Source organism: Streptomyces sp. NPDC050121 (assembly GCF_044460385.1).
GTDB lineage: Bacteria > Actinomycetota > Actinomycetes > Streptomycetales > Streptomycetaceae > Streptomyces > Streptomyces soliscabiei.
This window is the reverse complement of record NZ_JBITJV010000007.1, coordinates 308,974-333,295: the sequence shown is the minus strand read 5'-3', so window position 1 is coordinate 333,295 and position 24,322 is coordinate 308,974. Positions and strand designations below refer to the sequence as shown.

The 24,322-nt window shown below is 68.2% G+C and carries 21 protein-coding genes and 3 pseudogenes; 12 read left to right on the top strand and 12 right to left on the bottom strand.

Annotation, left to right across the window (positions count from 1 at the left end):
• Positions 1-279: 279 nt before the first annotated feature.
• Positions 280-1,293, bottom strand: coding sequence for a LacI family DNA-binding transcriptional regulator (locus tag ACIBTS_RS14220; RefSeq protein WP_399319288.1), 1,014 nt, complete (start codon positions 1,291-1,293; stop codon positions 280-282).
• A 330-nt stretch (positions 1,294-1,623) separates the two neighbouring features.
• Between ACIBTS_RS14220 and ACIBTS_RS14215 the strand changes: the two genes are divergently transcribed.
• The 4 genes from ACIBTS_RS14215 (at position 1,624) to ACIBTS_RS14200 (ending at position 3,790) form a co-directional block, all read left to right on the top strand.
• On the top strand, positions 1,624-2,589 hold the full coding sequence (locus tag ACIBTS_RS14215; RefSeq protein WP_399319286.1) for a glycoside hydrolase family 6 protein: 966 nt from the start codon (positions 1,624-1,626) through the stop codon (positions 2,587-2,589).
• Positions 2,590-2,818: 229 nt separating this feature from the next.
• Positions 2,819-3,289: a hypothetical protein gene (locus tag ACIBTS_RS14210; protein WP_399319284.1), complete on the top strand. Its 471-nt coding sequence runs from the start codon at positions 2,819-2,821 to the stop codon at positions 3,287-3,289.
• On the top strand, positions 3,243-3,455 hold the full coding sequence (locus ACIBTS_RS14205) for a hypothetical protein (protein ID WP_399319282.1): 213 nt from the start codon (positions 3,243-3,245) through the stop codon (positions 3,453-3,455). Before ACIBTS_RS14210 ends, ACIBTS_RS14205 begins: the two co-directional genes overlap by 47 nt.
• A 53-nt stretch (positions 3,456-3,508) precedes the next feature.
• The gene (locus tag ACIBTS_RS14200; RefSeq protein WP_319674332.1) at positions 3,509-3,790 is read left to right on the top strand and encodes a hypothetical protein; all 282 of its coding nucleotides are present in this window, start codon (positions 3,509-3,511) and stop codon (positions 3,788-3,790) included.
• A 96-nt stretch (positions 3,791-3,886) separates the two neighbouring features.
• Here ACIBTS_RS14200 and ACIBTS_RS14195 read toward each other — a convergent pair whose 3' ends face one another.
• From ACIBTS_RS14195 to ACIBTS_RS14185, 3 genes are read right to left on the bottom strand one after another with little or no spacing between them, the layout of a single operon-like run.
• A complete protein-coding gene (locus ACIBTS_RS14195; protein WP_399319279.1) occupies positions 3,887-5,176 on the bottom strand; it encodes a cellulose binding domain-containing protein in 1,290 nt (429 codons plus the stop codon).
• Between the two features lie 43 nt (positions 5,177-5,219).
• On the bottom strand, positions 5,220-6,641 hold the full coding sequence (locus tag ACIBTS_RS14190) for a glycoside hydrolase family 43 protein (RefSeq protein ID WP_399319277.1): 1,422 nt from the start codon (positions 6,639-6,641) through the stop codon (positions 5,220-5,222).
• A gap of 58 nt (positions 6,642-6,699) precedes the next feature.
• Entirely contained in the window at positions 6,700-8,346 is a 1,647-nt protein-coding gene (locus ACIBTS_RS14185) for a glycoside hydrolase family 27 protein (RefSeq protein ID WP_399319275.1), read from the bottom strand.
• Between the two features lie 406 nt (positions 8,347-8,752).
• Between ACIBTS_RS14185 and ACIBTS_RS14180 the strand changes: the two genes are divergently transcribed.
• The 3 genes from ACIBTS_RS14180 to ACIBTS_RS14170 all read left to right on the top strand — a co-directional run bounded on the left by ACIBTS_RS14180 (position 8,753) and on the right by ACIBTS_RS14170 (position 13,575).
• On the top strand, positions 8,753-10,363 hold the full coding sequence (locus tag ACIBTS_RS14180; RefSeq protein WP_399319273.1) for a glycoside hydrolase 43 family protein: 1,611 nt from the start codon (positions 8,753-8,755) through the stop codon (positions 10,361-10,363).
• A 52-nt stretch (positions 10,364-10,415) separates the two neighbouring features.
• Positions 10,416-12,437: a non-reducing end alpha-L-arabinofuranosidase family hydrolase gene (locus tag ACIBTS_RS14175; protein WP_399319271.1), complete on the top strand. Its 2,022-nt coding sequence runs from the start codon at positions 10,416-10,418 to the stop codon at positions 12,435-12,437.
• An 886-nt stretch (positions 12,438-13,323) separates the two neighbouring features.
• Positions 13,324-13,575 (top strand): transposase, encoded by a 252-nt coding sequence (locus tag ACIBTS_RS14170; protein ID WP_399319269.1) that lies wholly within the window; start codon positions 13,324-13,326, stop codon positions 13,573-13,575.
• An 84-nt stretch (positions 13,576-13,659) separates the two neighbouring features.
• Here the strand turns inward: ACIBTS_RS14170 and ACIBTS_RS14165 are convergent, their stop codons facing one another.
• Entirely contained in the window at positions 13,660-14,454 is a 795-nt protein-coding gene (locus ACIBTS_RS14165; protein ID WP_399319267.1) for a PIG-L deacetylase family protein, read from the bottom strand.
• A gap of 193 nt (positions 14,455-14,647) precedes the next feature.
• Here ACIBTS_RS14165 and ACIBTS_RS14160 point away from each other — a divergent pair, with 193 nt between their 5' ends.
• Positions 14,648-14,992: a DUF2750 domain-containing protein gene (locus ACIBTS_RS14160; protein ID WP_399319265.1), complete on the top strand. Its 345-nt coding sequence runs from the start codon at positions 14,648-14,650 to the stop codon at positions 14,990-14,992.
• Here the strand turns inward: ACIBTS_RS14160 and ACIBTS_RS14155 are convergent.
• A pseudogene (locus ACIBTS_RS14155) lies at positions 14,989-15,835 on the bottom strand (IS5 family transposase). The gene ACIBTS_RS14160 and the pseudogene ACIBTS_RS14155 overlap by 4 nt on opposite strands.
• A gap of 562 nt (positions 15,836-16,397) precedes the next feature.
• Between ACIBTS_RS14155 and ACIBTS_RS14150 the strand changes: the two are divergent.
• Complete coding sequence (locus tag ACIBTS_RS14150; protein WP_399319263.1) at positions 16,398-16,619, top strand: CGNR zinc finger domain-containing protein; 222 nt, start codon at positions 16,398-16,400, stop codon at positions 16,617-16,619.
• 34 nt (positions 16,620-16,653) lie between these two features.
• Here ACIBTS_RS14150 and ACIBTS_RS14145 read toward each other — a convergent pair whose 3' ends face one another.
• On the bottom strand, positions 16,654-17,127 hold the full coding sequence (locus ACIBTS_RS14145; protein ID WP_399319311.1) for a winged helix-turn-helix transcriptional regulator: 474 nt from the start codon (positions 17,125-17,127) through the stop codon (positions 16,654-16,656).
• Between the two features lie 140 nt (positions 17,128-17,267).
• Here ACIBTS_RS14145 and ACIBTS_RS14140 point away from each other — a divergent pair, with 140 nt between their 5' ends.
• Positions 17,268-18,272: an NADP-dependent oxidoreductase gene (locus tag ACIBTS_RS14140; protein WP_399319261.1), complete on the top strand. Its 1,005-nt coding sequence runs from the start codon at positions 17,268-17,270 to the stop codon at positions 18,270-18,272.
• A gap of 216 nt (positions 18,273-18,488) precedes the next feature.
• Here the strand turns inward: ACIBTS_RS14140 and ACIBTS_RS14135 are convergent, their stop codons facing one another.
• Entirely contained in the window at positions 18,489-19,328 is an 840-nt protein-coding gene (locus ACIBTS_RS14135) for an alpha/beta fold hydrolase (RefSeq protein WP_399319259.1), read from the bottom strand.
• Positions 19,329-19,396: 68 nt separating this feature from the next.
• Here ACIBTS_RS14135 and ACIBTS_RS14130 point away from each other — a divergent pair, with 68 nt between their 5' ends.
• Positions 19,397-20,068 carry a TetR/AcrR family transcriptional regulator gene (locus ACIBTS_RS14130; protein WP_399319257.1) on the top strand — a complete coding sequence of 224 codons (672 nt, stop codon included), beginning with the start codon at positions 19,397-19,399 and terminating at the stop codon, positions 20,066-20,068.
• An 81-nt stretch (positions 20,069-20,149) separates the two neighbouring features.
• Here ACIBTS_RS14130 and ACIBTS_RS14125 read toward each other — a convergent pair.
• A pseudogene (locus tag ACIBTS_RS14125) lies at positions 20,150-20,386 on the bottom strand (IS5/IS1182 family transposase); the annotation flags it as partial.
• Positions 20,387-20,493: 107 nt separating this feature from the next.
• Entirely contained in the window at positions 20,494-21,081 is a 588-nt protein-coding gene (locus tag ACIBTS_RS14120; RefSeq protein WP_399319255.1) for a TetR/AcrR family transcriptional regulator, read from the bottom strand.
• A 167-nt stretch (positions 21,082-21,248) separates the two neighbouring features.
• Here ACIBTS_RS14120 and ACIBTS_RS14115 point away from each other — a divergent pair.
• Positions 21,249-21,963 (top strand): annotated as a pseudogene (locus ACIBTS_RS14115) (SDR family oxidoreductase).
• A gap of 579 nt (positions 21,964-22,542) precedes the next feature.
• Here ACIBTS_RS14115 and ACIBTS_RS14110 read toward each other — a convergent pair.
• Together ACIBTS_RS14110 and ACIBTS_RS14105 are read right to left on the bottom strand one after the other, a co-directional pair.
• Complete coding sequence (locus ACIBTS_RS14110) at positions 22,543-23,373, bottom strand: enoyl-CoA hydratase/isomerase family protein (protein ID WP_399319253.1); 831 nt, start codon at positions 23,371-23,373, stop codon at positions 22,543-22,545.
• A 121-nt stretch (positions 23,374-23,494) separates the two neighbouring features.
• On the bottom strand, positions 23,495-24,301 hold the full coding sequence (locus ACIBTS_RS14105) for a strictosidine synthase (protein ID WP_399319251.1): 807 nt from the start codon (positions 24,299-24,301) through the stop codon (positions 23,495-23,497).
• Positions 24,302-24,322 lie beyond the last annotated feature (21 nt).

Genomic DNA, 24,322 nt, shown 5'->3' with positions numbered 1-24,322 from the left:
GGGCACCCCGCTACGACGTCGGCAAGACCGTCAAACGCCCCGAGACCCTCAAGGCCATCGGCCGCCCTGGCAGATCCTGGTAGATAAAGAACAAGCTCAGAGCCTGTGTCATATCCCCTGTCGGATCAGCGTGCGGCGTCATGGGGTCCCCCCGCTCGAGCGCAGTCGAGAGTGTGGGAGGGAGTCACATGGGCGTTTCGGCAAACCGGCTGGAGGTCCCCCCTCGGGGGGAGTGCGTGCCAGGCGTCGCGCGCCCGGCCGGGGATATGACACAGGCTCTCAAGCGCTCGAGCGGGTGACCAGGCGCGTGGGCAGGATCAGCGGAGTGGGGTCCTGTCCGTCGATGAGCGAGACGAGCATGCGCGCCATCTCCCTCCCAAGGGCCGCTATGGGCTGATGAACGGTGGTCAGCGGGGGATCTGCGACCTGGGCGACGGTCAGGTCGTCAAAGCCGATCACGGCGACGTCGTCGGGGACCGTCCGGCCGGCCGCACGCAGCGTGCGCAGCGCCCCCGCCCCCATGTTGTCGTTGGCGGCGAACACCCCGTCCAGGTCCGGGTGGTCGGCCAGCAGCGCGGCCATGGCGGCAGCTCCGCTGGGCTCGGTGAAGTCCCCCTCCTGCGGCGGGACCGGTTCAAGGCCGGCTGCCAGCATGGCGTCCCGATAGCCGCGGTACCGGGCGCGCCCGGCCTCGGTGTCCAGGCGCCCGCAGATCGCGGCCGTGCGAGTCCTGCCGCGCGAGATCAGGTACTCGGTCGCCTCGCGCGCTCCGCCGACGTTGTCCACGTCCACGTACCACCGGGGAGCCGGGCCGACGGGGCGCCCTCCGAACACGACCGGCAGCTGCGTCTCCTCGGCCATGCCGGCCAGCGGATCGTCCTCACGCAGCGCCATCAGCATGACGCCGTCGGCGCCCCTGGACCGGAAGAGCTCCTGCACCCGCTTGCGACCCCGGTCGGAAGCGGCCAGACACAACATCAGATGCAGGTCGGCCTCCTCCAGAGCGGCCGACGCCCCCACGATCACCTGCGCGAAGAACGGATCCGCGAAGATCGAGGGATCCTCTCCCGAAATGACCAGGGCGGCCGCTCCCGTCTGGCGGGTGGCCAGAGCGCGGGCGGTCGGGTTGGGCACATAGCCGAGTTGCCGCACGGCCCGTTCGACCGCCTCTCGTTTGGCACGGCTGACGTGCGGGGCGTTGTTGAGGGCGCGGGAGGCCACGGAGCGTGAGACGCCGGCGAGTTCGGCCACCTCGTCCAGTGTCGAGTGCCTACGCGGCGCATCTTCTGCCATGAGCCATGGCCCCTTCCGTGTCAGGCCGGACGCGAAGCGTCCCATCCGGCCGTTGCGAACTGGAAGCGCTTCCAGATCCAGCCCGACTTTAGAACATGTGGAGTCATTTCCCGCCGCACGCAAGCACGATTGACGCGATCTCACGTCGACTCTTGACAGCTCTCTCAGCTCGCCACACGATACCGACCACACCCCCAAAGGCCTTCGGTGTCCTTGGGAGCGCTTCCAGTGGGAGCGCTCCCAACACTCGCCGGCCCGCGCTTCCTCAGCGCGTCGCACGCTCGGGACGAGGGCGTGCGACGCATCCCTGCCAGGAAAACGAGGTACCTCATGCGCCGCAGACTCCGCGCCCTCGCGACAGCGCTCTTGACCCTGCCGCTGGCTCTCGCCGCCGCACCTTCCGCCCACGCGGCCGACCCCACCACCATGACCACCGGGTTCTACGTGGACCCCGACTCCAGCGCGAACCGGTGGGTCGCCGCCAACCCCGGCGACGGCCGGGCACCGGCGATCAACGCCTCCATCGCCAAGACCCCGACGGCCCGCTGGTTCGGCTCGTGGAGCGGCGCCATCGGCACCGCCGCCGGCGCGTACGCGGGGGCGGCGGACCGCTCGGACAAACTGCCCCTCCTGGTCGCCTACAACATCTACAACCGCGACTACTGCGGCGGCCACTCCGCCGGCGGGGCCGCTTCGCCGTCCGCCTACGCCAACTGGATCGCACAGTTCGCCGGCGGCATCGCCAACCGCCCGGCCGTCGTGCTCCTCGAACCGGACTCCCTCGGGGACTACGGCTGCATGACGCAGACTCAGATCACCGAACGGCAGGGCATGCTCAGCGGGGCCCTCACCCAGTTCAACCGGCAGTCCCCCAACACCTGGGTCTACCTCGACGCCGGCAACCCCGGCTGGGCCGGCGCCGCGACCATGGCCCAGCGCCTGAACAACGCCGGCCTCCGACAGGCCCACGGTTTCTCGCTCAACATCTCCAACTACTTCACCACGGCCGAGAACACCGCCTACGGCAACGCCGTCAACAGCGAACTCAGCGCCCGCTACGGCTACACCAAGCCGTTCGTCGTGGACACCAGCCGCAACGGCAACGGCTCCAACGGCCAGTGGTGCAACCCCTCCGGCCGCCGCATCGGCACCCCCAGCCAGCTGGGCGGTGGCGCCGAGATGCTCTTGTGGATCAAGGCGCCGGGCGAGTCCGACGGCAACTGCGGCGTCGGAAACGGCTCCTCGGCCGGGCAGTTCCTCCCCGAGGTCGCCTACAAGATGATCTACGGCTACTGATCCGCAACAAGGTCGCCGACGGCAACCAGTACCCGCTGCCGCGCAGCGGGGCTCTCCAGAGTTCGATGGCGAGGAGCGGCGGCGGCCAGCCGTCGCTCCTCGCCATCGAGTCCCACCCCCTGGCACCACAGGACGCGGTTTCGACGAGCGCCGCGACTTTCACCCGTTTAGGGTAAATGTGATCCATATTCCCCTGAATCGGAGGGTTAGTTGTGGCCACGTGCCTTCTGTGGTGATCGACGGCGAGGTCATCGACGATCTCCTGATCCTTGCTCAGGGGCGCTCGATCGACGGCCCGGGCGGCATCCTGGGACAGGCGGGCCCCACCCACGTCCGGCCCCCGTCGGCCGGCAGCGCAGCCTCTCTCCCCGCCAAGGGCATCATGTCGTCCGACACGGCCGACCTGGAGCAGATGGAGCAGGACGGCACGCTGAACGACGTCATCACCCACGAGATGGGCCATGTGCTGGGCATCGGCAGCGTATGGAACGACAAAGGCCTGCTTGCGGACGCCGGCACCTCGAATCCGACGTTCCTCGGACGCGCCGCCATGGACGAGTACCGTCCGCTGCGCGGCGCACTGGCGGGAGACCGTCTTCGGCAACGAGTTGATGTCCCCGTTCATTGCGGGCCCTGGCAACCCCATGAGCCGCATGACGGTGGCGAGCCTCGGCGACCTGGGCTACGAGGTGGACATTGAGGCTGCCGAGCGCTACCAGTTGCCGGACCTGCACGCAATGGCCGCGGCAGGTACGCTCGTGGCTCACGTCGCACCGATCGACGCCGGCATGATGCTGCCGGTCATTCCGGTCGCTCTGCCGCCCGAGAGTCTGCAGGTCTCGGGCGCCGAGACGCCGGTGCCATGACGGACAGGGACCATCGTTGCGGAGACGACCGGAACGCGCGGCCTGAGCCGGGAGTGGTCCTTCGTCCGGAGGTGTTCGTCCTCGGTGACGAGGCGTTGGTCCCTGAAAGCAACCTGGTCCGGCCCGCACCCACCCGCTTCACCCACGAGTTGGTGGTCGATGAGCCCTTCCACTTCGACGGTCCCGAACGTGGTCGTGTCCCCGACGGTCAACTACCGGCCGGGACACGGGTGGTGGTGCTTGCAGCCGGTGACGACCACTGCCGTGTCGCCGACGCCGAGGGCCTGTGCGTCGACGTGCGGCGGACGAGCCTGCGCAAGCTGACCGACGCCTGACGTGGTCCCGCCGGGGTGACTTGTCCGCGGGTGTGCCGGGCGGGCTCCGGGGCCGGGCCGGTCGGGAACCGGTCCGGCCGCGGAGCCTCGTGCCGATCAGGTGACGGCGCAGGCGGTGCCGTTGAGGGTGAACGAGGTGGGCGTGGCGCTATCGCCGGTATGGGCGGCCTGGAAGCCGATGTCGATGGAGGCGCCGGGGGCGATCGTGGCGTTGTGGGAGGCGTTCCTGGCCGTCACCCGGCCGGAGGCGGGCGAGTAGTCGGCGTTCCAGCCGGAGGTGACGGTCTGGCCGTCGGGCAGGGTGAAGGCCAGCGACCAGCCGTCGATCGCGGTGGCGCCGGTGTTGGTGATGGTGATGTTCGAGGTCAGGCCGGTGTTCCAGGCGCTGACGGTGGTGGTGACCCGGCAGGTCGACGTTCCCGGCGACGGGTTGGAGGTCGTGAACTGTGTGAAGAACTTCCACACCTCTTGCGGCAGCCAGGTCCTGGAGCCGCTGTCACCGGGGGCCCCGTCCTGCGGAGCGGCGATGTGTCCTTCGTCGAACGCGGCCCAGGCGACCGGATGCCCGGCCGAGCAACCCGAGTAGGTGGTGATTCGGTGCGTCAGGCTGCCCTGCGCCGGCTCCGGCGGGTTCTGGGGGGTGCAGCCGTTGTTCCTGACGAACCTGTCCCGCATCGCCCGTCCGCCGGAGATGGCGAGGACATTGTCCCTGAGTCCGTGCACTCCGAGGTAGGCGATGGGCTGGGTGCCGCCGCTGCATCCGCTGAGCTGTCCGCCGCTCTGGACCGCGACCGCGCGGAAGACCGTGGCCCGGGAACAGGCGAGGGCGTACGACATGGCGGCGCCGTAGCTGAATCCGAGGGCGAAGCGCTGTGTGGTGTCGACGCACAGGTCCGACTCGATCCGCCTGATCATGTCGTCGACGAGGGTGACGTCCTCCCCGCCGGCGTTGGCCCAGCCGTTGTTGAGGCCCTGGGGCGCGACGAAGATGGCGCTGTTGTCGGCCAGTCGCTGGAGGCCGTAGTAGGCCCAGGCGCCCGTTTCCACCGTGCGGCCCGTGGCGACGTCGGTGGCGGTGCCGCCCAGCCAGTGGAGCCCGAGGATCAGCCGGTAGGGGCGGCTCCGGTCGTAGCCGTCCGGGATCCGCAGGATGAAGCTCCGGTTCTTGCCGCTGCTCTGGATCGTGTGCGTACCGCTTGTGAGGGTGGGTGTCTTGCCGCATCCGGGGCTCGCGGCCGCTGGGCGGACGGATGCGGCTGCCGTGCGGGAGGCCGTGAGCTGGGTGTTCTCGCCCTGGTCGCGGCCCAGTGCCGTGCCGCCCATGGTCAGGACGACCAGCACCGCGACCATGGCGGGCCATAAGAGGGATCTTGTCCTTTTCATCATGCAACTCCCGTGTGTGGGCCGCGAGATGTGGCTCGCCGCCGGGCTATCGCGGTGCCGTCACGGTGGCGCCGGGGGTGAACTGCCACCAGTTCATGTTGAGCAGGTAGCCGCTGCCGCCGGTGAACCGCAGATAGAGGTCCTGGGTTCCCGTGGCGCCGCTGACCGGGCAGGTCACCGTCCTCCAGGTCTGCCAGCCCCCGGTGTTCGGCACACCGCACCGGCCCACGACCGTCCCGCTCGGCGAGCCCAGGCGCAGTTCGACGGTGCCGCCGCTGCTGCCCGAGGCCACACGCGCGGTGAAGGAGGACGCGCCCGGCCCGAAGGCCACGCCCTTGACCTTGAGGTAGTCGCCGTTGTCGATCCAGCCGACGTCCATTCCGCCTTCGCCGGCCGGTTCGGTCTCGATCCCGGATCCCCAGGCGAGCGTCTCGGCCTCCTGGCGTACGTACGGGTCGAGCGTGCCGGCCTGGGGCGCGCCGCCGTTCGTCATGTTGATCACCGGGATCGTGCCGTCGGCGTTGTAGGAGAACCTCTCCACCGCGACCGAGCGGGTGAAGCCACCGCCGCCCGGGAGCGCGCCGTTGTGGTAGAAGAAGTACGAATTGCCTTTGAAGTCCACGATCCCGGGGTGGTTGGTGAAGCTGCTGCCCTGTGTGGGCATGACCGTCCCGCGGTAGGTCCAGGGCCCGGTCGGGCCGGGCGCCGTGGAGTAGGCGATGAACTCCGAGCAGCACTTGGCCGCGAACACCATGTAGTACAGCCCGTTCCGCTTGTAGACCCAGGGACCCTCCTCGTACAGGGTGGGCCGGTTGGGGTCACCGGTGCGGGTGCCGAACCCCGCGGTGGTGAGCGGGATCCTGGTGGGGCTGCCCGAGTAGGAGGTCATGTCGGCGTTCAGCCTGACGTACGTCAGATTCGGGTTGCCCCAGTACAGGTAGGCCTGGCCGTCGTCGTCGATGAAGACGGTCGGGTCGATCTCGCCGTTCTCCACCAGCGGGTGGCCGAGGGCGTCCCGGAACGGGCCGGTGGGGCTGTCCGACACGGCCACACCGATGGCCATGCGGCCGGTCGCCCGGTTCTTCACGGGCACGTACCAGTAGAACCGGCCGTTGCGCTGTACGGCCTGTCCCGCCCACGCGTCGGAGGACGCCCAACTGAAGGTGGCCAGGCTGAGCGGGGAACCGTGGTCGGTCCAGTTGACCATGTCGGCGGAGGACCACACCCTCCAGTCCTTCATGGTGAAGTAGGTGGAGCCGTCCTCGTCGTGCCCGGTGTAGAGGTAGACCCGTCCGTTGTAAACCAGCGGGGCGGGGTCAGCGGTGTAGACGTGCTGGATGATGGGGTTGTCGGCCCGGGCCGCGGTGGGGTGCACCGCGGCGGGAACGACGGCGAACGCCAGCAGGAGGGCCCCCACCCAGGCGGCCGCCCGGGTGAGCCTCGTGCCGGTGGGGGGTACCGTCCTCATCATGGCCTCCGGTGAATGTCGGCTGGCGGCTGAGCTGTTGGCCGGTGCACGACGCCGCTCACGCGCGGGTCCACTTCTGGCCCGCCTGGCCGTTGCAGGTCCACAGGACCAGCGGGGTGCCGTTGGCGGTGCCGGACCCGTTGACGTCGAGGCACAGCCCGGCGTTGACGTTGCGGATCGACCCGTCGGCTTGCATCGTCCACTTCTGGTTGTTCTGACCGTTGCAGGACCAGGTGATGACCCGGGTTCCGTTGGCAGTGCCCTGGTTGTAGGCGTCCAGGCACTTGTCGCCGAAGACACGGATCTCGCCTCCGGCCCACGTGGTCCACAGCTGGTTGGCGGCCGTGTGGCAGTCCCAGATCAGTGCCGTGGCTCCGGCCGCCGTGGAGGCGTTGTCCACGTCCAGGCAGCGGCCGGAGGCGTTGCCTCGCAGACGGGAAGTGGTGGCGGACACCGGGCTGCCACCGGTCACCCGGAACACGGCCACGCCATGCGCGGGGACGCTCGCCGAGATCTGGCCGGAGCTGCTCGACGTGCCGCCGGTCCACAGGTCGGTGAGGGTGAACGAGCTTCCGCTGAGGCCGACTTGCGCGGCCGTGGCGGTGACGGTCGCGGTGCCGCTCCCTCGATTGAACAGGCCCACGGCGACGGAGCCGTCGGACAGGGGCTTGGCGAACACCTCGGTGCTGCCGTCGTCGCGGACCCGGCGTCCGCCCGCGCCCAGCGAGTCCTGGTTCACCGCCAGCAGACGCGGGTTGCGCAGGATGGCGCTCACGTCGGCGGACATGCTGCGGATGTCGTTGCCGGCCATGAGAGGGGCCGAGAGCAGCGCCCACAGAGCGAAGTGCGAGCGGGATTCGGTCAGCGACAGACCGGGACGGCCGACGACGAGCATGTCGGGGTCGTTCCAGTGTCCCGGTCCCGACTGAGCGGCCAGCGGCGCGGTGACGTCGAGGACGTTGCCGACGCCCATGGGGTAGCTGTTGGTGTTGCCGTTCTGCCAGATGTCGAGCAGGTCCTCGGTCGTCCGCCACAGGTCGGCGACCTCGCCCCAGTTGTAGGTGGCGCCGGTGATGGCGTGGAAGCTGTTGGGGTTGATGCTGTAGACGATCGGCCGCCCGGTGGCGCGCAGGGCGTCCCGCATGAGCGTGAACCGCGCGACCTGCTCATCGCGTGTGCCGCTGGAGGAGCACCAGTCGTACTTGAGGTAGTCCACACCCCACGACGCGAACGTGGCGGCGTCCTGGGTCTCGTGGCCCCGGCTGCCCGTGGACCCCGGGTAGCCGCCCGAGGTCTGCGCGCAGGTGCGCTCCCCCGGCACCTGGTAGATGCCGAACTTCAGGCCCTTGCCGTGGATGTAGTCGCCGAGCGCCTTCATCCCGCTGGGGAACTTGGCCGAATTCGCCCGCAGGTTGCCCGCCGCGTCACGCTGCGGGTCGAACCAGCAGTCGTCGACGACGACGTACCGGTAGCCCGCGTCCTTCATGCCCGAGGACACCATCGCGTCGGCGGCCTGGCGGACCTGCGCCTCGGTGATCCCGCATCCGAAGCTGTTCCAGCTGTTCCAGCCCAGCGGCGGGGTGAGCGCGGGGCTGCCGGGCGCGGCCGCGGCGGTGGAGTCGACGCAGGCCGTGAAGGACGCGGTGAGCGTCAGCGCGGCGGCCGCGAGGAGGTCGAGCAGTCGTCTGCCTGGTCGTCCGGGCACCGTGAGGTCCTTTCCGGGGGTGAGGGGCCGTGAGGTGATCACCGACGGCGTCAGACAGCGGATGAAAGCCGCGCCGTGACGGTGATGTCATGCCTATGACACCTCAGTGATTGTTCGAAATTTCCACTCGATTTCGGATCGTCGATCTCACGGATATTAGAGAGAGTCCCGAGCGTGTCAACACATTCGTCGAGACCACCGCGCCAGCGACCGGCAATCGACCACCATCGGCCACCCTCCAACTCCGAAACATTTCGCTGGCATAAGCGAATCATGCGAGGCCTATTGACGGGAGCTGTCGGCCTCCTATCATCCAAAAAGCTCGATGAGTCGACGAGTGTTCGCGATTTCGAACACAGCGAGTCCGCTCCCCCACCCAAGCGCTCCCTCGCAGAGAGAACGACACATGGATCTGTCATGCTCTCAACAACCTCTGGGCCGCCGCCGGGCGCTGGCCGCCGCCGCCGGCCTGGTCACCGGCGCACTCCTCCCCCAGACGCCGGCCCGCGCGGCCGGCACGACGTACACCAACCCGGTGATCTGGCAGGACTTCGCGGACATCGACGTCATCCGTGTCGGCGGCACCTACTACGCCTCGGCCTCGACGATGCACTACTCACCGGGCGCGCCCGTCCTGCGTTCGTACGACCTGGTGAACTGGGAGATCGCCGGTCATTCGGTGCCCGTTCTCGACTTCGGCGCCAAGTACGACCTGAACGGTGCCCGTGGCTATGTCAGAGGGATCTGGGCGTCGTCGCTGGCCTACCGTCCGAGCAACAGGACGTTCTACTGGCTGGGTCAGATCGACTTCGCCCGGACGTACATCCACACCGCCCCCGCCGTCGAGGGGCCGTGGAGCAGACTGACGACGATCAGCACGCCGTACTACGACGCGGGGCTCCTCGTCGACACCGACGACACCCTCTACGTGGCGTACGGGAACACCACCATCAATGTGGCCCAGCTCTCGCCCGACGGCCGCACCCAGGTCCGCACGCAGCAGGTGTTCACGACACCGTCGAGTGTCGGCACCCTCGAGGGCTCCCGCTTCTACAAGATCAACGGGCAGTACTACATCTTCCTGACCCGCCCCGCCAACGGGCAGTACATCCTGAAGTCCTCGGGCGGCCCCTTCGGTCCGTACACGATGCGGCAGGTGCTCCTCGACCTGCGCGGGCCGATACCCGGCGGTGGCGTCCCGCACCAGGGCGGGCTGGTGCAGACGCAGAACGGCGCCTGGTACTACCTGGCCTTCGTCGACGCGTACCCCGGCGGCCGGATGCCTGCCCTGGCGCCGGTCACCTGGACCTCGGACGGCTGGCCCGTCGTGCAACTGGTGAACGGCGCATGGGGCACCTCGTATCCCGTCCCCGCCGTGCCCGCTCCACCGCGCCAGGTCACCCCGCTGATCGGCGTCGACACCTTCGACGGCACGACCCTCAAACCGAGGTGGGAGTGGAACCACAACCCGGACAACACCAAGTGGTCGGTCGACAACGGACTGACCCTGCGGACCGCGACCGTCACCGACGACCTGTACTGGGCCCGCAACACCCTCACGCACCGCGTCCAGGGCCCCACCTCCACCGCCACGGTCCAGCTCGACCACTCCGCGATGCGGGACGGCGACCGGGCCGGACTCGCGCTGCTGCGTGACTCCTCCGCCTGGATCGGTGTCAAACGGGCCGGCGGCACGACGCGGGTGGTGATGGTCAACGGGCTGACCATGGACAGCAACTGGAACACCACCGGCACCGGCACGGAGGCCGCGAGCGCGACCGTCACCGGCGGGCGCATCTGGCTGCGCGCGACCGCGGACATCCGCCCCGGCGCGGCACGCCCCGGCGTCTTCTCCTACAGCACCGACGGCACCACCTTCACCCGCCTGGGGCCCGCCTTCTCCATGGGCAACGACTGGCGGTTCTTCATGGGCTATCGATTCGCCCTCTTCAACCACGCCACCCAGGCACTCGGCGGCGCGGTCCGCGTCACGCGGTTCGAGCTGTCCGTGCCCTGAACCGATCCATCTTTCGCACCATCCACCCGCACCCGACCGCACGAGGAGAACCATGAATCCGCTGAAACGGCTCGGCCGTCGCCGAGCCTCGGTGTTATCCATGCTGGCCGTGGCCACACTGGTCACACCCGTGGCCGCGACCGCCGCGCCCGCCGCACCCGACGCCGTCCGGGCCTCCACGCTGGGCGCGCAAGCGGCCCAGTCCGGACGGTACTTCGGAACCGCCGTGGCCGCCGGGAGGCTCGGCGACGGCACCTACACCGGGATCCTGGACCGCGAGTTCAACTCGGTCACGCCCGAGAACGAGATGAAGTGGGACACGACCGAGCCGTCCCGCGGCTCGTTCAACTTCGGTCCCGGCGACCAGATCGTCAACCGCGCCACGGCCCACGGTCAGCGCATGCGCGGCCACACCCTGGTCTGGCACTCGCAACTGCCCGGCTGGGTCAACTCCATCAGGGACGCGAACACGCTGCGCAGCGTGATGAACAACCACATCACCACCGTGGCCAACCACTACAAGGGCCGCATCCAGTCCTGGGACGTGGTCAACGAGGCCTTCGCCGACGGCGGCAGCGGCCAGCACCGCCCCTCGGTGTTCCAGAACCTCCTGGGCGACGGCTTCATCGAGCAGGCCTTCCGCACCGCCCGCTCGGCCGACCCCGCGGCCAAGCTCTGCTACAACGACTACAGCATCGAGGACTGGAACTCCGCGAAGACCCAGGGCGTCTACCGCATGGTCCGCGACTTCAAGTCGCGCGGCGTGCCCATCGACTGCGTCGGCTTCCAGTCCCACTTCGGCGCCGGCGGCCCTCCCGGCAGCTTCCAGACGACGCTGTCGAACTTCGCCGCCCTCGGCGTGGACGTGCAGATCACCGAGCTGGACATCGCGCAGGCACCGGCCAACGCGTACGCCAACACCGTGCGGGCCTGTCTGAACGTCGCGCGCTGCAACGGCATCACCGTCTGGGGCATCCGCGACAGCGACTCCTGGCGCTCCGGTGAGAACCCGCTGCTGTTCGACCGCAACGGCAACAAGAAGGCCGCCTACCGCTCGGCGCTGACCGCGATGGGCGGCACACCCGCCGCGCGCACCGCGGTCGCGCCCCGGTCCTCCGCCGCGCTGCCCTCGAGTTTCTCGTGGAGCTCCAGCGGTGCCCTGATCGCGCCGAAGCCGGACTCGACCCACAACATCGCGGGCATCAAGGACCCGACGGTCGTCTACTACAACGGCAAGTACCACGTGTTCGCGAGCACCGCGAGCGCCGCCGGGTACAACCTCGTGTACCTGAGCTTCTCCGACTGGTCGCAGGCGGGGTCGGCCACCCACCACTACCTGGACCGCACGGCCGTCGGCGCCGGGTACCGGGCCGCGCCGCAGGTCTTCTACAACACGCAGCAGCGCCTGTGGTATCTCGTCTACCAGACCGGCAACGCGTCCTACTCCACCAACCCCGACATCAACAACCCGAACGGGTGGAGCGCACCGCGCAACTTCTACGCGTCGATGCCCGACATCATCAGGCAGAACATCGGCAACGGCTACTGGGTCGACATGTGGGTGATCTGCGACAGCGCCAACTGCTACCTGTTCTCCTCCGACGACAACGGACACCTGTACCGCTCGCAGACGACCGTCGGCCAGTTCCCGAACGGGTTCACCAACACCGTCATCGCGGCGCGGGACAGCAAGTACAACCTGTTCGAGGCGAGCAACGTCTACAAGGTGCAGGGCACCAACCAGTACCTCCTGATCGTCGAGGCGATCGGATCGGACGGCAGGCGCTACTTCCGCTCCTGGACGTCGGGCAGCCTCGCCGGCTCGTGGACGCCGCTCGCCGCGTCCGAGAACAACCCCTTCGCACGGGCCAACAAGGTGTCCTTCCCGTCCGGGGCGTGGACCCGGGACATCAGTCACGGTGAGATGATCCGCGCCGGGTACGACCAGACGCTGACCATCCCCAACTGCCGTCTGCAGTACCTGTACCAGGGCCTCAACCCCAACGCGAGCGGCGACTACAACAGTCTGCCGTGGCGGCTCGGACTGCTCACCCAGACCAACTCGACCTGCTGACGACCTGGGCCCCGCCGCTCGTGCGGGGCCCAAGTCCTGCCATTGGCCGCTGTCAGCGAGGAGCTGCTTGTAGCCGAGCGCGATGTCCTCGGCGGACAGGTCAGGGTCGGAGCACGCAGCAGGTACTTGCCGTCGAGGTTCTCCTCGGTCTTGATCTTCGCGGTGTCGACGCGGAGCTTGCCGGACGGGGTGGTGACGACGCAACCCTCGCCCGGCCCTGGCCCAGCCTGACGCTCGCCGAGGACAACGCACCGTCGGGGCCACTGGGCGACACCTACGCGGGCGAGGGACCGGTTCCGCCCGGGACTGTCAAGATCTTGTAAGATTCCACAACGGATCGATGATCTTGAAACTCAAGCGTCAGTGGTCACCCTCCGCGTTCGCTCCCCAAGATCTGTGCCAGAACCCACCAAACTACCGACAGAACCATCCAGTCGCACGACGCTGGGAAGCTGATCGTCCGGGACGCTTCCGGTTGTCGACGAAATCCGCTCCGCCACCATCGCACTGTTCAGCACCGGCAGTCCAAGGTCACCGGGCCCTACATAGGCCGACCGCCTGGCGCAGTCGGCACGGGGCGCGTCGCCAGCCGCTGCAGGCTACTCAGGGGCGCTGCTCACCTTCTTGAAGCTCCTCAACAGACCGAGCAGGGGCCAATGCTGCCGTACGCCATTCGTCGCCCCTGCCGGGGAGGCCGCAGTCAAGGGTCACCGCGACAACCGACACGCCCTTCATCTGTCGCTGCGTCTCCGCCTCCCTCTCCTGGTGCAACCTCACTTCGGCGAAACTGTGGGCGCGGGCCGGACACTTCCGCTGCTTTGAGTGACCGGCGAGGGTCTGTCCGCACCTGGACCTCACCGTCCGGCACGTCCGCGACTTCGCCGCGATGATGCGAGACCAGAACGCCGAGACCCTCCCCGCCTGGATGGATCGGGTCAAGGCCGACGACCTGCCCGCCCTGCACTCTCTGGTGAACGGCTTCCACCGCGACCTCGATGCCGTCACCGCCGCCTTCGCCACCTCCTGGAACTCGGGCCAGGTCGAAGGTCACGTCACGAGAGCCAAGCTCCTCAAGCGCATGGGTTTCGGTCGCGCACACCTCCCGCTTCTCCGCAAACGCATCCTTCACAGCCCATGACCGCGCATCGGTCACAAGATCTCCGATCGCGCGTCGTCTCATCTCCAGATCCGCCCGGGCAGGCCCCATCGGCCGAACACGACGCTATGGGGCCGACTGGAAGATGTCAGCGAAGGCCCTGGACCGGGCTGTTGCCCGGACCTCGACGAACCATTCCCGACCGAGCAACCAACCGAAGACAGGGGCCGGCAGACGAACCAGCACCCTCATCACGGGAGCAAGCCGACCCGTCCCTGATACCTCCGAACGGTGGGCGGCAAGAGCCGCCTGTTTCTGACCGGCGAACCGTCGGACATCGATGGTGTGGGTGATGGCCGCGCGCGAACTGTAGGCGGTGCGCAGCGCATCCGCGTCGAACCTAAACGGGATCCTCAGCAGGTGGACCAGCTTCACCAGGCGAGCCACGGCGTCACGCGGCATGGTCGCCTCCAGCACCCGAGGCACCCCGGCCAACTCGGCAGCACGCTTGCCAACTTCGTGCACCTTGACGTGGTCGCGATGGCCGTATCCGCCATTGGCGTCGTAACTGAGAAGCAGGTCCACGTCTTCCTCGCGCAGGACGGCGGCCAGACGCTCGGCCGCTTCCTCCGTATCCGCCCGCACGAAACGTGCCCGATCCGGCGGATCCGGATAGAGCACGGCACCATGGCCGCTGCTCGCATACCCCAGGTGCACCACGCGCGCCACACCCAACACGGCCGCGCTTGCCCGCAGTTCACTCAGGCGCGGCGCTCCGCCCTCCGGAGCGGCATCCATGAGGCCATCCGTGGCGACCACGATCAGCACGCGGTGTCCCTCGGCTGCGGCCCGCGCGAGCGTGCCACCTGTCAGGAACACCTCGTCGTCCGGGTGGGCGTGAAAGGCCAAGACGGTTGCCATGGGCCCATCCTGGACCACGGCACTCATCAGTGTCTCCTGCCCCACCTCGCACATGCTCCGCCGGCCAAGCCCCAGCGGAGGCGGAGCGATACGAAACGTGACCACCCCGGCGGCCCGCTCCACCGACTCCACCACCACACCGGCTAAGAACCCCTAACGTAATGAGTGGTGGGTACCGCTAGTCTCAGTGGCCATGAGTCAGAGCAGTTCGCAAGCGGCAGCATTCTTCCGGGATGTCCGCCAGAGCCGAGTGGTCTGGCTTGTTCGGGATGACGACGGAATGCCGACCCACCTCTCCGCGGACGGCACGCGCAGTCTTCCCTTCTGGTCGACCTCGGCCCGTGCCCAGAGGGCAGCGAAGATCTGGGGGCATGGGCTACGCGTTGCATCCATGCCATTGGATACCTGGCGCGATCGCGAACTGCCCGATTACGCCCGGGATGGACTCAAGATCGGCATCAACTGGAGCGGACCGCACCTGGTCGGCTGGGACTTCACCCCCCTGAAAGTTCTCAACCGACTGGCGGCAGCTGACTAGCCCAGGGCATCGCTCGCCAGAGCGCACAGTCGCCGCCAGCAGATGAGTGCACATCCGAGGGTGAGGAAGGCTTCGTGGATGTCGTCGCGGATGTCCCAGCGGATCCGCAGGCGGCGGAACCAGTGCAGGTGGGCGAACGCGCGTTCCACGACCCAGCGCTGGGTGCCCAGGCCGGAGCCGTGCTCGGTGCCGCGGCGGGCGATCAGCGGCTTCACGCCAAGGTCCCGGACGAGTCGGCGGTACTTGTCGTGGTCGTAGCCGCGGTCACCCAGCACCACGTCCGGGCGGCGCCGGGGCCGGCCCCGTTTACCCGCACGGGCGGCACGGCCTGGAGGAGTGGGATCAGCTGGGTGACGTCGTTGCGGTTGCCGCCGGTCAAGGTGGCGGCGAGCGGGATGCCGGTGGCATCGGTGATCAGATGGTGCTTGCTGCCCGTCCTGCCCCGGTCGACAGGACTTCGTCCCGTCTTGGGCCCCCCTTTGACGCTCGGATATGGGAGCCGTCGACCGCCGCCCGGGAGAAGTCCAGCGCGTTCGCACTGCGGAGCCTGGCAAGGAGAACCTCGTGCAGACGGGGCCACATACCGGCATCGGTCCACTCTGCCAGGCGCCGCCAGCAGGTCATGCCCGAACCGAAGCCGAGTTCCTGCGGCAGATGTTCCCAAGCGATCCCGGTATGCAGCACGAACAGGATGCCCTGGAACACCAGCCGGTCCGGATGCCGCTTGCGCCCCGGGTACCGACTCCGACGCACGACCTTGGGCAACAGCGGCTCGATCACCGCCCACAACTCGTCGTCGACCTCCCACGGCTTCGGCCGAGCCACCCCATACCCCCGGATCATCAGTTCCAGACTGATCCAACCACCTCGAAGATCATTTCGTTAGGAGTTCCAAGTGCGGCAGCAACCGCCCCAAATCGCCTGAATCGCACACCCAGTTGATACCCAGTTCAAACCGACTCCGTCACAAGATCTCCGACAGAGCCCGTAATTCCCCAACGTCGGCGTCAACTTCCCCGCCCGCATGTTCGAGAGGCTGACTCAGCTCTTCGGGGCCCGTTCTATCGGAGGGGGCATGCGGCTGTAGTGAGGGCCCCTTGCGCTGTAGTGGGCCAGGTGCAGGGTCTCACCGTCGACCTGGAGCTCCGCGGGGGGAGGGTTGGGCACGAAGAGCCCTACCTGAAGGTGCCCGTCGATCCGAACCAGCTCACGGGGTTGATTCCAGCTGTCTGCCCAACTCTGAGCCCGTTCGCGAGACCACGGGTCTTGGAGGATCGGGCTTTGCCCTATTGCGTGGACACTCGCGTGTTATGCGACCAGCTCCAGGCTATCGATGGTGGTGGCGTGCTGCCGTTCATAGTCGACTGGGCTTCGGTAACCCAGTGCCGAGTGGCGCCGCCTGCGGTTGTACCTGGCACTGATCGCGCAGGACGCCGTAGACCTGCTCCTGTCGACCGAGATCCGGCGCGTACGCGTGTGCGGCGCGGACACGTGCGCACTGCGCTTCCTGGACCGCTCCCCCGCCCACAACCGCCGCTGGTGCTCGATGTCCCGCTGCGGCAACCGCACCAAAGTCCGCCTCCACCAGGCCCGAGCCAGACGGAGTGAGCGCACCCCGGCGGACTGAGCCCACCCGGGCTCCTGCCGCCATCGCGCTCAGCTCACTCCGCGGGCCTCAGACGGAAAGCGGGGCCGGGGACACTCTCGATGTCCTCCGCTTGCACGGCGTGGCCGCGTTCGCAGCGGATCTGTGCATCGACGTGCGCACCGCATCCGCGGTGTCGCGTCAGTACGGCCGGGCCCTCCGGGTCGGCGCGGTAGCGGTCGCCCCACTGCAGGAGCCCCATCACGGCCGGGACCAGGTCCACGCCCTTGGGTGTGATCACGTACTTCGGCCGACTCCGCGAACCCGGCTCCTTGTAGGTCTCGGTGGCCAGGATCCCTTCCTCGACAAGCATCCGGAGCCGGGCAGCGAGAAGGTTCCGGGGACAGCCGAGGACCCGTTCGAGGTCACTGAAGCGGGACGAGCCATACCAGACCTCGCGCAGGATCAGGATCGTCCACTTCTCACCCACGACCTCAAGGGTCCGGGCGATCGAGCAGTTCGACATGTCCCGGTCGAGTCGGGTGTCCATGCCGGCGTCCTGAAGAGCTTCGGTCCTCGCATCCATGGGGGTGATTCTAACCCGACCTAAGTTTAGTTTTCCATACTCAGCAAGTAGCGTCATGACCAGCACGCAGGCGACCGAGAAGATCACATGGAAAGGCGGCCGGCATGAAGGCATTCGTCGTCGAGAAGTACGGCAAGGACGGCGTGCGCGCCGCCGAGGTACCCGAGCCCAGCGTCGGTGACCGCGATGTTCTGGTCAGGGTGAGCGCCGCGAGCATCAACCCGCTGGACAAGATGGTCCGTAACGGGGAGTTCAAGCAGCTGTTGAAGTACAAGCCTCCGTTCGTGCTCGGTCATGACGTGGCCGGCGTCGTGACGCGGGTCGGTTCTGCCGTGCGCGGCCTCGAAGTCGGCGACGAGGTCTACGCCCGTCCGCGCGACCTGCGGATCGGGGGCTTCGCGGAGTACATCGCGATCGACATGGACGACGTCGCGACCAAGCCGGCCTCGCTCACCCCGCAGGAGGCGGCCGCGGTGCCGCTGGTGGCCCTGGCCGCCTGGCAGATCCTCGTAGACCAGGCCCATGTGAAGCCGGGTCAGAAGGTGCTCGTCCACGCCGGTGCCGGCGGTCTCGGATCGACGGTCATCCAGCTCGCCAAACACCTCGGTGCCACCGTGGCGACGACCGCGAGCACTGATTCCGAGAAGCTGGTCCGAAGCCTCGGTGCCGATGTCGTCGTCGACTACACCAAGGAGGACTTCTCCATTCGTCAGCGCGCGGCTTCGGTGTGGTCGCCGTGGCGGGGCGGGGCTGGCGGCACGATGGTGCGGCAAGTGCCGGCCGAGACGTCGCACATGGGGCCACGACGCGAGGTGAAGTGGCTGCCACCGAAGTCGTATCGGCTTTGGCGCACTGTCGGGCTGTGCGGCTTCGACTCGAAGGAGATGCCAAGGCGCGGGTTCCGTGGGAGGTGGGCGGCGCGGAACGCGGCGTACGCGGACTCGATGGTCCGTACGGGGCTGCGGTTGTGCGAGCAGCGGCGGCACCGTTCTTCCACTGCCCAACCGCAGCAGGCCCACGCCGCCCGGGCCCTCCTGAATCCGACACCCCCCGCAGGTGCCTGGCCTGCGAAAGGACGCTGGGCGTGGCGCGCAGCCGACTACCGATGATCAAGGAATCACCGGCCTGCCGGATTCTCGCGCAGCTGGTCAAGCCGGCGAAATCGGCGACGATCCGTTGGCCGGACTGCCTTCCATTTCGACCACGGGAGCGCAGAGGACTCCATGGCCTGGGAAGGTGTGCGTGTCGCATTCCGGGGATCCGGTGAGCCTGCGGCCCGTCATCACGGACCAGGCGCCAGCGACTGCACCGAATCCCTGCAGGCGTTACTCGTCGAGGAACTGAATGGCGTGCTTCAGGAACCGCTCGGGATACTGGAACTGCGCTCCATGCCCGGCATCGGGGTAGATCAGCAGTTGGGCGTTGGGGATGTTCTGGGCGAGGTGCCAGGAGTTGATCGAGGCGATCATCACGTCGTTCTCGCCGTTGAGGACCAGCGTCGGCTGGGTGATCGCGTTCAGGTGGGCGTAGGGGTTCTCGCCCGGCAGCGGTTCCGCGTAGGCCATAGCCGCTTCGAACTGCGCCTGTGCGACCGCGGGCGAGCTCGGCGGGTCCTGGTCGGCCCGCTGGTGGCGGCGCTCCCAGAAGGCCTTGCCCGCTTGCTTCGCGGCTTCCGAGCGGCCGAAGAACAGGAAGAGGAAGTCCTCCAGGGTGGGGACCGGGTTCAGGGCGTACTGAGGCACCTGGGGGTCACTTGTCGGGTCCCCGCCGCGCAGGCCGGTGCCGAGCAGGAGGAGCTTGCGCACCAGCTGGGGGTGGCGCAGCGTGACCTCCTGTGCCTGGTAACCGCCGAGCGAGAAGCCGAGCAGGTCGACCTGCTCCAGCCCCAGCGCCCGGATGACCGCGGCGATGTCGTCGGCCATGTCCTCCATCCGGTTGCGCGGCGTGCCCGATGACGAGGCGATACCGCGCCCGTTGAACAGGATGACCTCACGGCCTTCGGCCAGGCCGTCGGTGAGCAGCGGGTCCCAGTTGTCCATCCCCCCGCGGAAGTGCTGGACCAGGAAGATCGGGACGCCCGAGGGCTTGCCCCAGCGCCGGTAGGCGAACCTGTCGCCGTCGACCTCGATGTACTGAGTCGGTGCGGTCACATGCGTGTCACTCATGGCCTGAGCCTTTCTGGAGGGGATGAACAATACGATGACGATCGTCATCTAAAAAGTCAAGCTCTTTGATGACGATCGACATCTATGTATGCTGGACCGTCGAGCGTCGACCGACGAAGGGACGGCTGAACATGCGGGTCACCAAGGCACAGGCAGAGCAGAACCGCGCCCACATCGTCGCGACAGCCTCCAGGCTGTTCCGTGAGCGCGGCTATGACGGTGTCGGCGTGGCAGAACTGATGGCAGCCGCCGGGTTCACCCATGGCGGGTTCTACAAGCACTTCCGCTCCAAGGCCGACCTGATGGCCGAAGCGTCCGCAAGCGGGCTCTCGCAGACCGTGGCACGGTCAGAAGGCCTGGATCCCGCCGAGTTCGTCGAGCGCTACGTCTCGCGGGAGCATCGCGACGGGCGCGGTGACGGCTGCACCATCGCGGCCCTCGGCGGCGACGCCGCACGTCAGCCGGCGGACATCAAAACAGAGTTCGCAGCCGGGATCGAGAATCTGCTGACGGCCCTTCAGCCCCAAAGCGATACGCCGGGGGATGCGGACCAGCGCGCGGCCCGCATGATGGTGATCGACATGCTCGCCCACTCGGTCGGCGCGATCATGTTGTCGCGGGCATGCCCGGACGGTTCTCCGCTGGCGGACGAAATCCTCGATGTCTGCCGCAAGGAGATTCTCGCGTCACTGGCACAGGGCAACAGCGACCAGCCGGCGGCAAGGAGTCCAGAAGCCTGACCGCAGCCGACCGACGCAAGCCCAGCTCAGCACCATGCGCAGCACGAGGCCAGCTCCCAGTCGCCTCAGTACGAACACCGGCAGGACCACCCCGCCGCCCTTTCGGGCGATCTTCTTCAACGCGCGGTCCAGGCGCGGGGCGCGGGCGACCAGCAGGCCCACGACCTCGCGCACCCACCGGCTCACGATGGTGCGGTGCACCCCGTTCCCGCCGGCCAGATCGCCGGGCCGCTGGTCACAGCGCAGCACCGCCTCCGGAATCCCAGCAGCACGCGGTGACGGTAGCCCTCCGGCCGGCCGCCCCACCCGTCCAGTCATGCGGGCATGAGCAGCAACGGCCGGATGACCTGTCATTTGGGGATTCGGGCCATGCCGCAGCCGAGGACTGCCCGGATGGTCACCTGCGCCTGAGGCTGGGCCACGCTTCAGCGAGGCAGCAGGACCTCAACCTGCCCCCGGATGTCCTGCACGATCTCCTCGACACTCAAGGCGATGTTCACGCTCGCCGCCATGCTGAGGAACATCACGGCGGACACGATGTGTGCCAGCTTCGCGGCGTCGCCCTCTGCGACCCGCTCGTCTCGGCGCAGCACGGCGGCGACGGTCTCCTCGGTCTGCGCGACGATGGCGAGTGCCGCGCCGTGCCGGGGCTCCTCGGGGTCGCCGAAGACCATCTCTCGCAGGTAGGTGCGTCCGTTGTCGATCTGGGTGCGGTTGCACTCCACGATCGGCCGGACGATCACCATCACCGCGTCCAGCACGCCCGGGACGGTCTCGGCGTCCGCCCGGCCCTGCTCGAGCGCTTCGGCGTACTTGGCGTTCTGCACGAGCAGGAGGAGTTCACCCTTGGTCTTGGCGTAAAGGAACAGGGTCCCGGTGCCGATGTCGGCCTTGTCGGCGATCTGCTGGGTCGTGACCTCATCGACGCCGTGTTCGGCGAACAGCTCACTGGCGGCGGCGACGATGCGGTCGAGTTTCTCCTGCTTGTTCCGCTCGCGCCGTCCGACAGGCATGGCCGTGTCCTCCAGGAATAGATTCTGACTGTAATCAGTTATGATTGTACTCAATACCATGTGGGCTCGAATGTGGCTCCGTTCATTCTCCCATCGCGGGGCGACGTGTCCTTGCTCCATCCGTGCGCAGCCACGTACTTCACATCCCCCTCGGAAAGTAGGAACCCATGCCCTCTCTCGATGGAGCAGTCGTCCTCGTCACCGGCGCCAATGGCGGTATCGGCACCCACTTCGTCCACGACGCCCTGGCTCGCGGCGCCGCCAAGGTCTACGCCACTGCCCGTTCCCCCCCGCGCCTGGGACGACGAACGCATCGTCCCCCTGGCCCTTGACGTCACCGACCGCGCATCGATCGCCGGGGCCGTCTCCGCCGCGGCGGACGTCACCGTGCTCGTCAACAACGCGGGCGCCACCCCGCCGAGCGCGAGCCTGCTGGACGTCACCGAGGCGGACATCCGGGAGAACATGGAGACGAACTTCTTCGGACCGGTCCTCCTTGCACGCGCCTTCGCACCGATCCTCGCCGCCAAGAAGGGGTCGATCCTCATCGACGTGCACTCCGTTGCCAGCTGGTACGCCTTCGGCGGCGCCTACAGCGCGTCCAAGGCCGCACTGTGGTCGGCCACCAACTCGCTGCGCATCGAGCTCGCACCCAAGGGCGTCCACGTGACGGGTGTGCACATGGGCTACGTCGACACCGGCATGGCCGCGCACGCTGACGGACCCAAGATGCTGCCGACGCAGCTGGTGACGACGGTCTACGACGCCGTCGAGGCCGGCGAATACGAGGTCCTGGCCGACGAGTTGACCCAGGGGGTCAAAGCGGCTCTGAGCGGCCCGGTCGAGGCGCTCTACCCGAACCTGCGCGGCACGAACGCCTGAGCTTGTTCTCCGGTCCCGATGTGATCTCTTCACGTCGGGCCCCGTGATCCATGGCGTTCTTGGCTGGCCGGTGTCGAGAAGGGGTGCACCGTCGCGGCCGTCGAGCGGCGGATGACATCGGCGGTCGATCCGGCAGCAGCCCGGTCAGCAGCGGGGCACCGCCGTGGTGACAGACCATCGCGGCTGTCGGGCCACGGGCTCAGGCGGTGCCAGGCACCGCGAGGTCGGCCCGGTCGGTGTCGGTGTCGGTGTCGGTGTCGGTGTCGGTGAAGCCTTGGTCGGCCATGCTCGGCACGCACTCGTCCGCGCATCATCCGGTGTAGTTCGTCCAGCGACCGCCGGGCACTTCCCCCGCCGCCACTCGCAGCGGTGTCGGCCGGTACAGGCTGCGCCACTGGGTGGTGAGTCCTGGCCAATCGGCCTGTGCCGCGACGCGGGCGCCGACGCGTTCGAATTCGCCCGCGATGCTGGTGCGCCGGTCGACCACGGTGCCGAAGACGTCGGAAATCAGGTGGGCCCCGCGGCAAAAGAGGACGGACGCGGCATCGGCTGCGTCCGTCCTCGTTTTCTGATGGGTGGTCAGCGTTGCTGGTTGGCGATGCCGATGTAGTGCCCGAGACGGTACTCGAAGTCGATGCCGGCCTGTTCGACGACGGCCTGCGTGCCGGCGGCGCGGGTGAGGAAACCGGGGAGGGTGAGGGAGTGGGTGAACTCGCCGTACGCGGCGACCAGGTCCGCGTCCGGGGGCAGGGATGCCCGGTTGATCTGGGCTTTGGCCGAGGCGAGTGAGGTGCGGTCGAAGGAGGCGAGCCGGGCGGCGACGGTGCCGACGAAGGCGTCGAGTTCGCTGTCGGGGAGGGCGCGGGTGACCCAGCCCCAACGCTCGGCGGTGTCGGCGTCGTAGTCGTCGCTGGTGAGGATGGCTTCCAGGGCGCGGTCGCGTCCGATGGCCCGGGGGAGGCGTTCGCTGCCACCACCGCCGGGCAGCAGTCCGCTGCCGACCTCGGGCTGTCCGAAGATCGCCTTCTCACGACTGGCGTAGCGCAGATCGAGGGCGAGGGCGAGCTCGTTCCCGCCGCCGCGGGTGCGTCCCCGGATGACCGCGATGGTGATGTAGGGCGCTTTGGAGAGTTCCAGGACCAGATTCGTCCATGCCGGCACCGCGTCCGGGTCCTCGGGGGCGGGGAAGTCGGCGGCGGCGGCCAGGTCGAAGTGGTTGTAGAAGAAGTCGGGGGTGGCGCTGTCGAACAGCACGACCTGGATGTCCGGGTCGGTGGCCAGTTCGGTGACGATCTCGATGAGGCGCAGGACGGTCTCGCCGACGATGAGGTTGACGGGCGGGTTGGCGAAGGTGATCTTCGCGATCTGCGGTGAGGTGCGCTCGTAGTGGATGGTGCTGGGCTCGCTCATGGCTGGCTCCGGATGCGTGGTGGGTAACAGATGGCGACGGGGGCGCGAGGAGGGCCGGGAAGCCGGGGCGGATCGATCTGCCGAGCAGATCCGGCGGTCCCGCTTCCCGTCTGCGCGCTGCTCACTCCTCGTAGTGCGGGAGGATCTCGCCGTTCTTGACGTAGGTGAGGGCGGCGGTAACGTCGTAGGCGTGGATCGCGGAGACCTGCGATGCCAGCCGGTCGGACAGGTCCTCGATCGCGTTGCCGGTGAAGAAGGCGTCCCGTGCTGCGGTGTCGGTGAACCCGAGGCTGAGGGAGGCGTGGAAGCGCTGGTCGTGGGGGTTGTCGTGGGCGACGTTCGGGGTGTCCCAGAGCTTTTCGCTCCAGGGCAGGAACGTCTGGGTGCGCAGTTCCGTCAGCACTCCGGTGCCGGCGAGCGCGGGAGCGAGCTGCTCGTTGACGAACTTTCGGAAGGCGCCGGCGCCGGCGCCGTCCCTGCGGCGCAGGTAGATCAGAGCGCGGGCACCGACCGGCTGTCCGGGGCCTGCGACGTCGTACCAGCGGGATGAGTTCGGCGGGCCGGCGTAGAGAAGGGTGCGGCGGAAGACGTTGATCTCGTCGGCGTAGGCCAGCTTCGTCTGCTTGCGCCCTTTCAGGGGTGCGAGCGCCGATTGGAAGGTGACTTCCGCGACGCCGTCGATCTTCCGGTCTGCGGGGATCGCGGTCTGGACCCCGTCGGTGGCCGGCCACCGGCCCGGGTTGTGCTCGGCGAGGTGGATCTGCCGGTACTCCTCCAGGCCCGGGGTGGCGGAGATGATCCCTGAGTGCGGGCCCTTCCAGTGGTCCATGCCGGTCTGGCGGGGCTGGTCGGTCCGCACCCACAGCAGGATCGAGGAGGTGAGAGGCTTCTTCACTGCCAGGGGCGCGACGGCCGGTGACGCGCTCATGATGGTGCCCTTCTCTTCCTG

Excerpts from the sequence above, each read along its gene's own strand:
- ACIBTS_RS14220 (WP_399319288.1), bottom strand. The coding sequence starts at position 1,293 with ATGGCAGAAGATGCGCCGCGTAGGCACTCGACACTGGACGAGGTGGCC.
- ACIBTS_RS14215 (WP_399319286.1), top strand. The coding sequence starts at position 1,624 with ATGCGCCGCAGACTCCGCGCCCTCGCGACAGCGCTCTTGACCCTGCCG.
- ACIBTS_RS14205 (WP_399319282.1), top strand. The coding sequence starts at position 3,243 with ATGACGGTGGCGAGCCTCGGCGACCTGGGCTACGAGGTGGACATTGAG.
- ACIBTS_RS14195 (WP_399319279.1), bottom strand. The coding sequence starts at position 5,176 with ATGATGAAAAGGACAAGATCCCTCTTATGGCCCGCCATGGTCGCGGTG.
- ACIBTS_RS14190 (WP_399319277.1), bottom strand. The coding sequence starts at position 6,641 with ATGAGGACGGTACCCCCCACCGGCACGAGGCTCACCCGGGCGGCCGCC.
- ACIBTS_RS14180 (WP_399319273.1), top strand. The coding sequence starts at position 8,753 with ATGGATCTGTCATGCTCTCAACAACCTCTGGGCCGCCGCCGGGCGCTG.
- ACIBTS_RS14175 (WP_399319271.1), top strand. The coding sequence starts at position 10,416 with ATGAATCCGCTGAAACGGCTCGGCCGTCGCCGAGCCTCGGTGTTATCC.
- ACIBTS_RS14170 (WP_399319269.1), top strand. The coding sequence starts at position 13,324 with ATGATGCGAGACCAGAACGCCGAGACCCTCCCCGCCTGGATGGATCGG.
- ACIBTS_RS14165 (WP_399319267.1), bottom strand. The coding sequence starts at position 14,454 with ATGGCAACCGTCTTGGCCTTTCACGCCCACCCGGACGACGAGGTGTTC.
- ACIBTS_RS14160 (WP_399319265.1), top strand. The coding sequence starts at position 14,648 with ATGAGTCAGAGCAGTTCGCAAGCGGCAGCATTCTTCCGGGATGTCCGC.
- ACIBTS_RS14145 (WP_399319311.1), bottom strand. The coding sequence starts at position 17,127 with ATGGACACCCGACTCGACCGGGACATGTCGAACTGCTCGATCGCCCGG.
- ACIBTS_RS14140 (WP_399319261.1), top strand. The coding sequence starts at position 17,268 with ATGAAGGCATTCGTCGTCGAGAAGTACGGCAAGGACGGCGTGCGCGCC.
- ACIBTS_RS14135 (WP_399319259.1), bottom strand. The coding sequence starts at position 19,328 with ATGAGTGACACGCATGTGACCGCACCGACTCAGTACATCGAGGTCGAC.
- ACIBTS_RS14130 (WP_399319257.1), top strand. The coding sequence starts at position 19,397 with ATGACGATCGACATCTATGTATGCTGGACCGTCGAGCGTCGACCGACG.
- ACIBTS_RS14120 (WP_399319255.1), bottom strand. The coding sequence starts at position 21,081 with ATGCCTGTCGGACGGCGCGAGCGGAACAAGCAGGAGAAACTCGACCGC.
- ACIBTS_RS14110 (WP_399319253.1), bottom strand. The coding sequence starts at position 23,373 with ATGAGCGAGCCCAGCACCATCCACTACGAGCGCACCTCACCGCAGATC.
- ACIBTS_RS14105 (WP_399319251.1), bottom strand. The coding sequence starts at position 24,301 with ATGAGCGCGTCACCGGCCGTCGCGCCCCTGGCAGTGAAGAAGCCTCTC.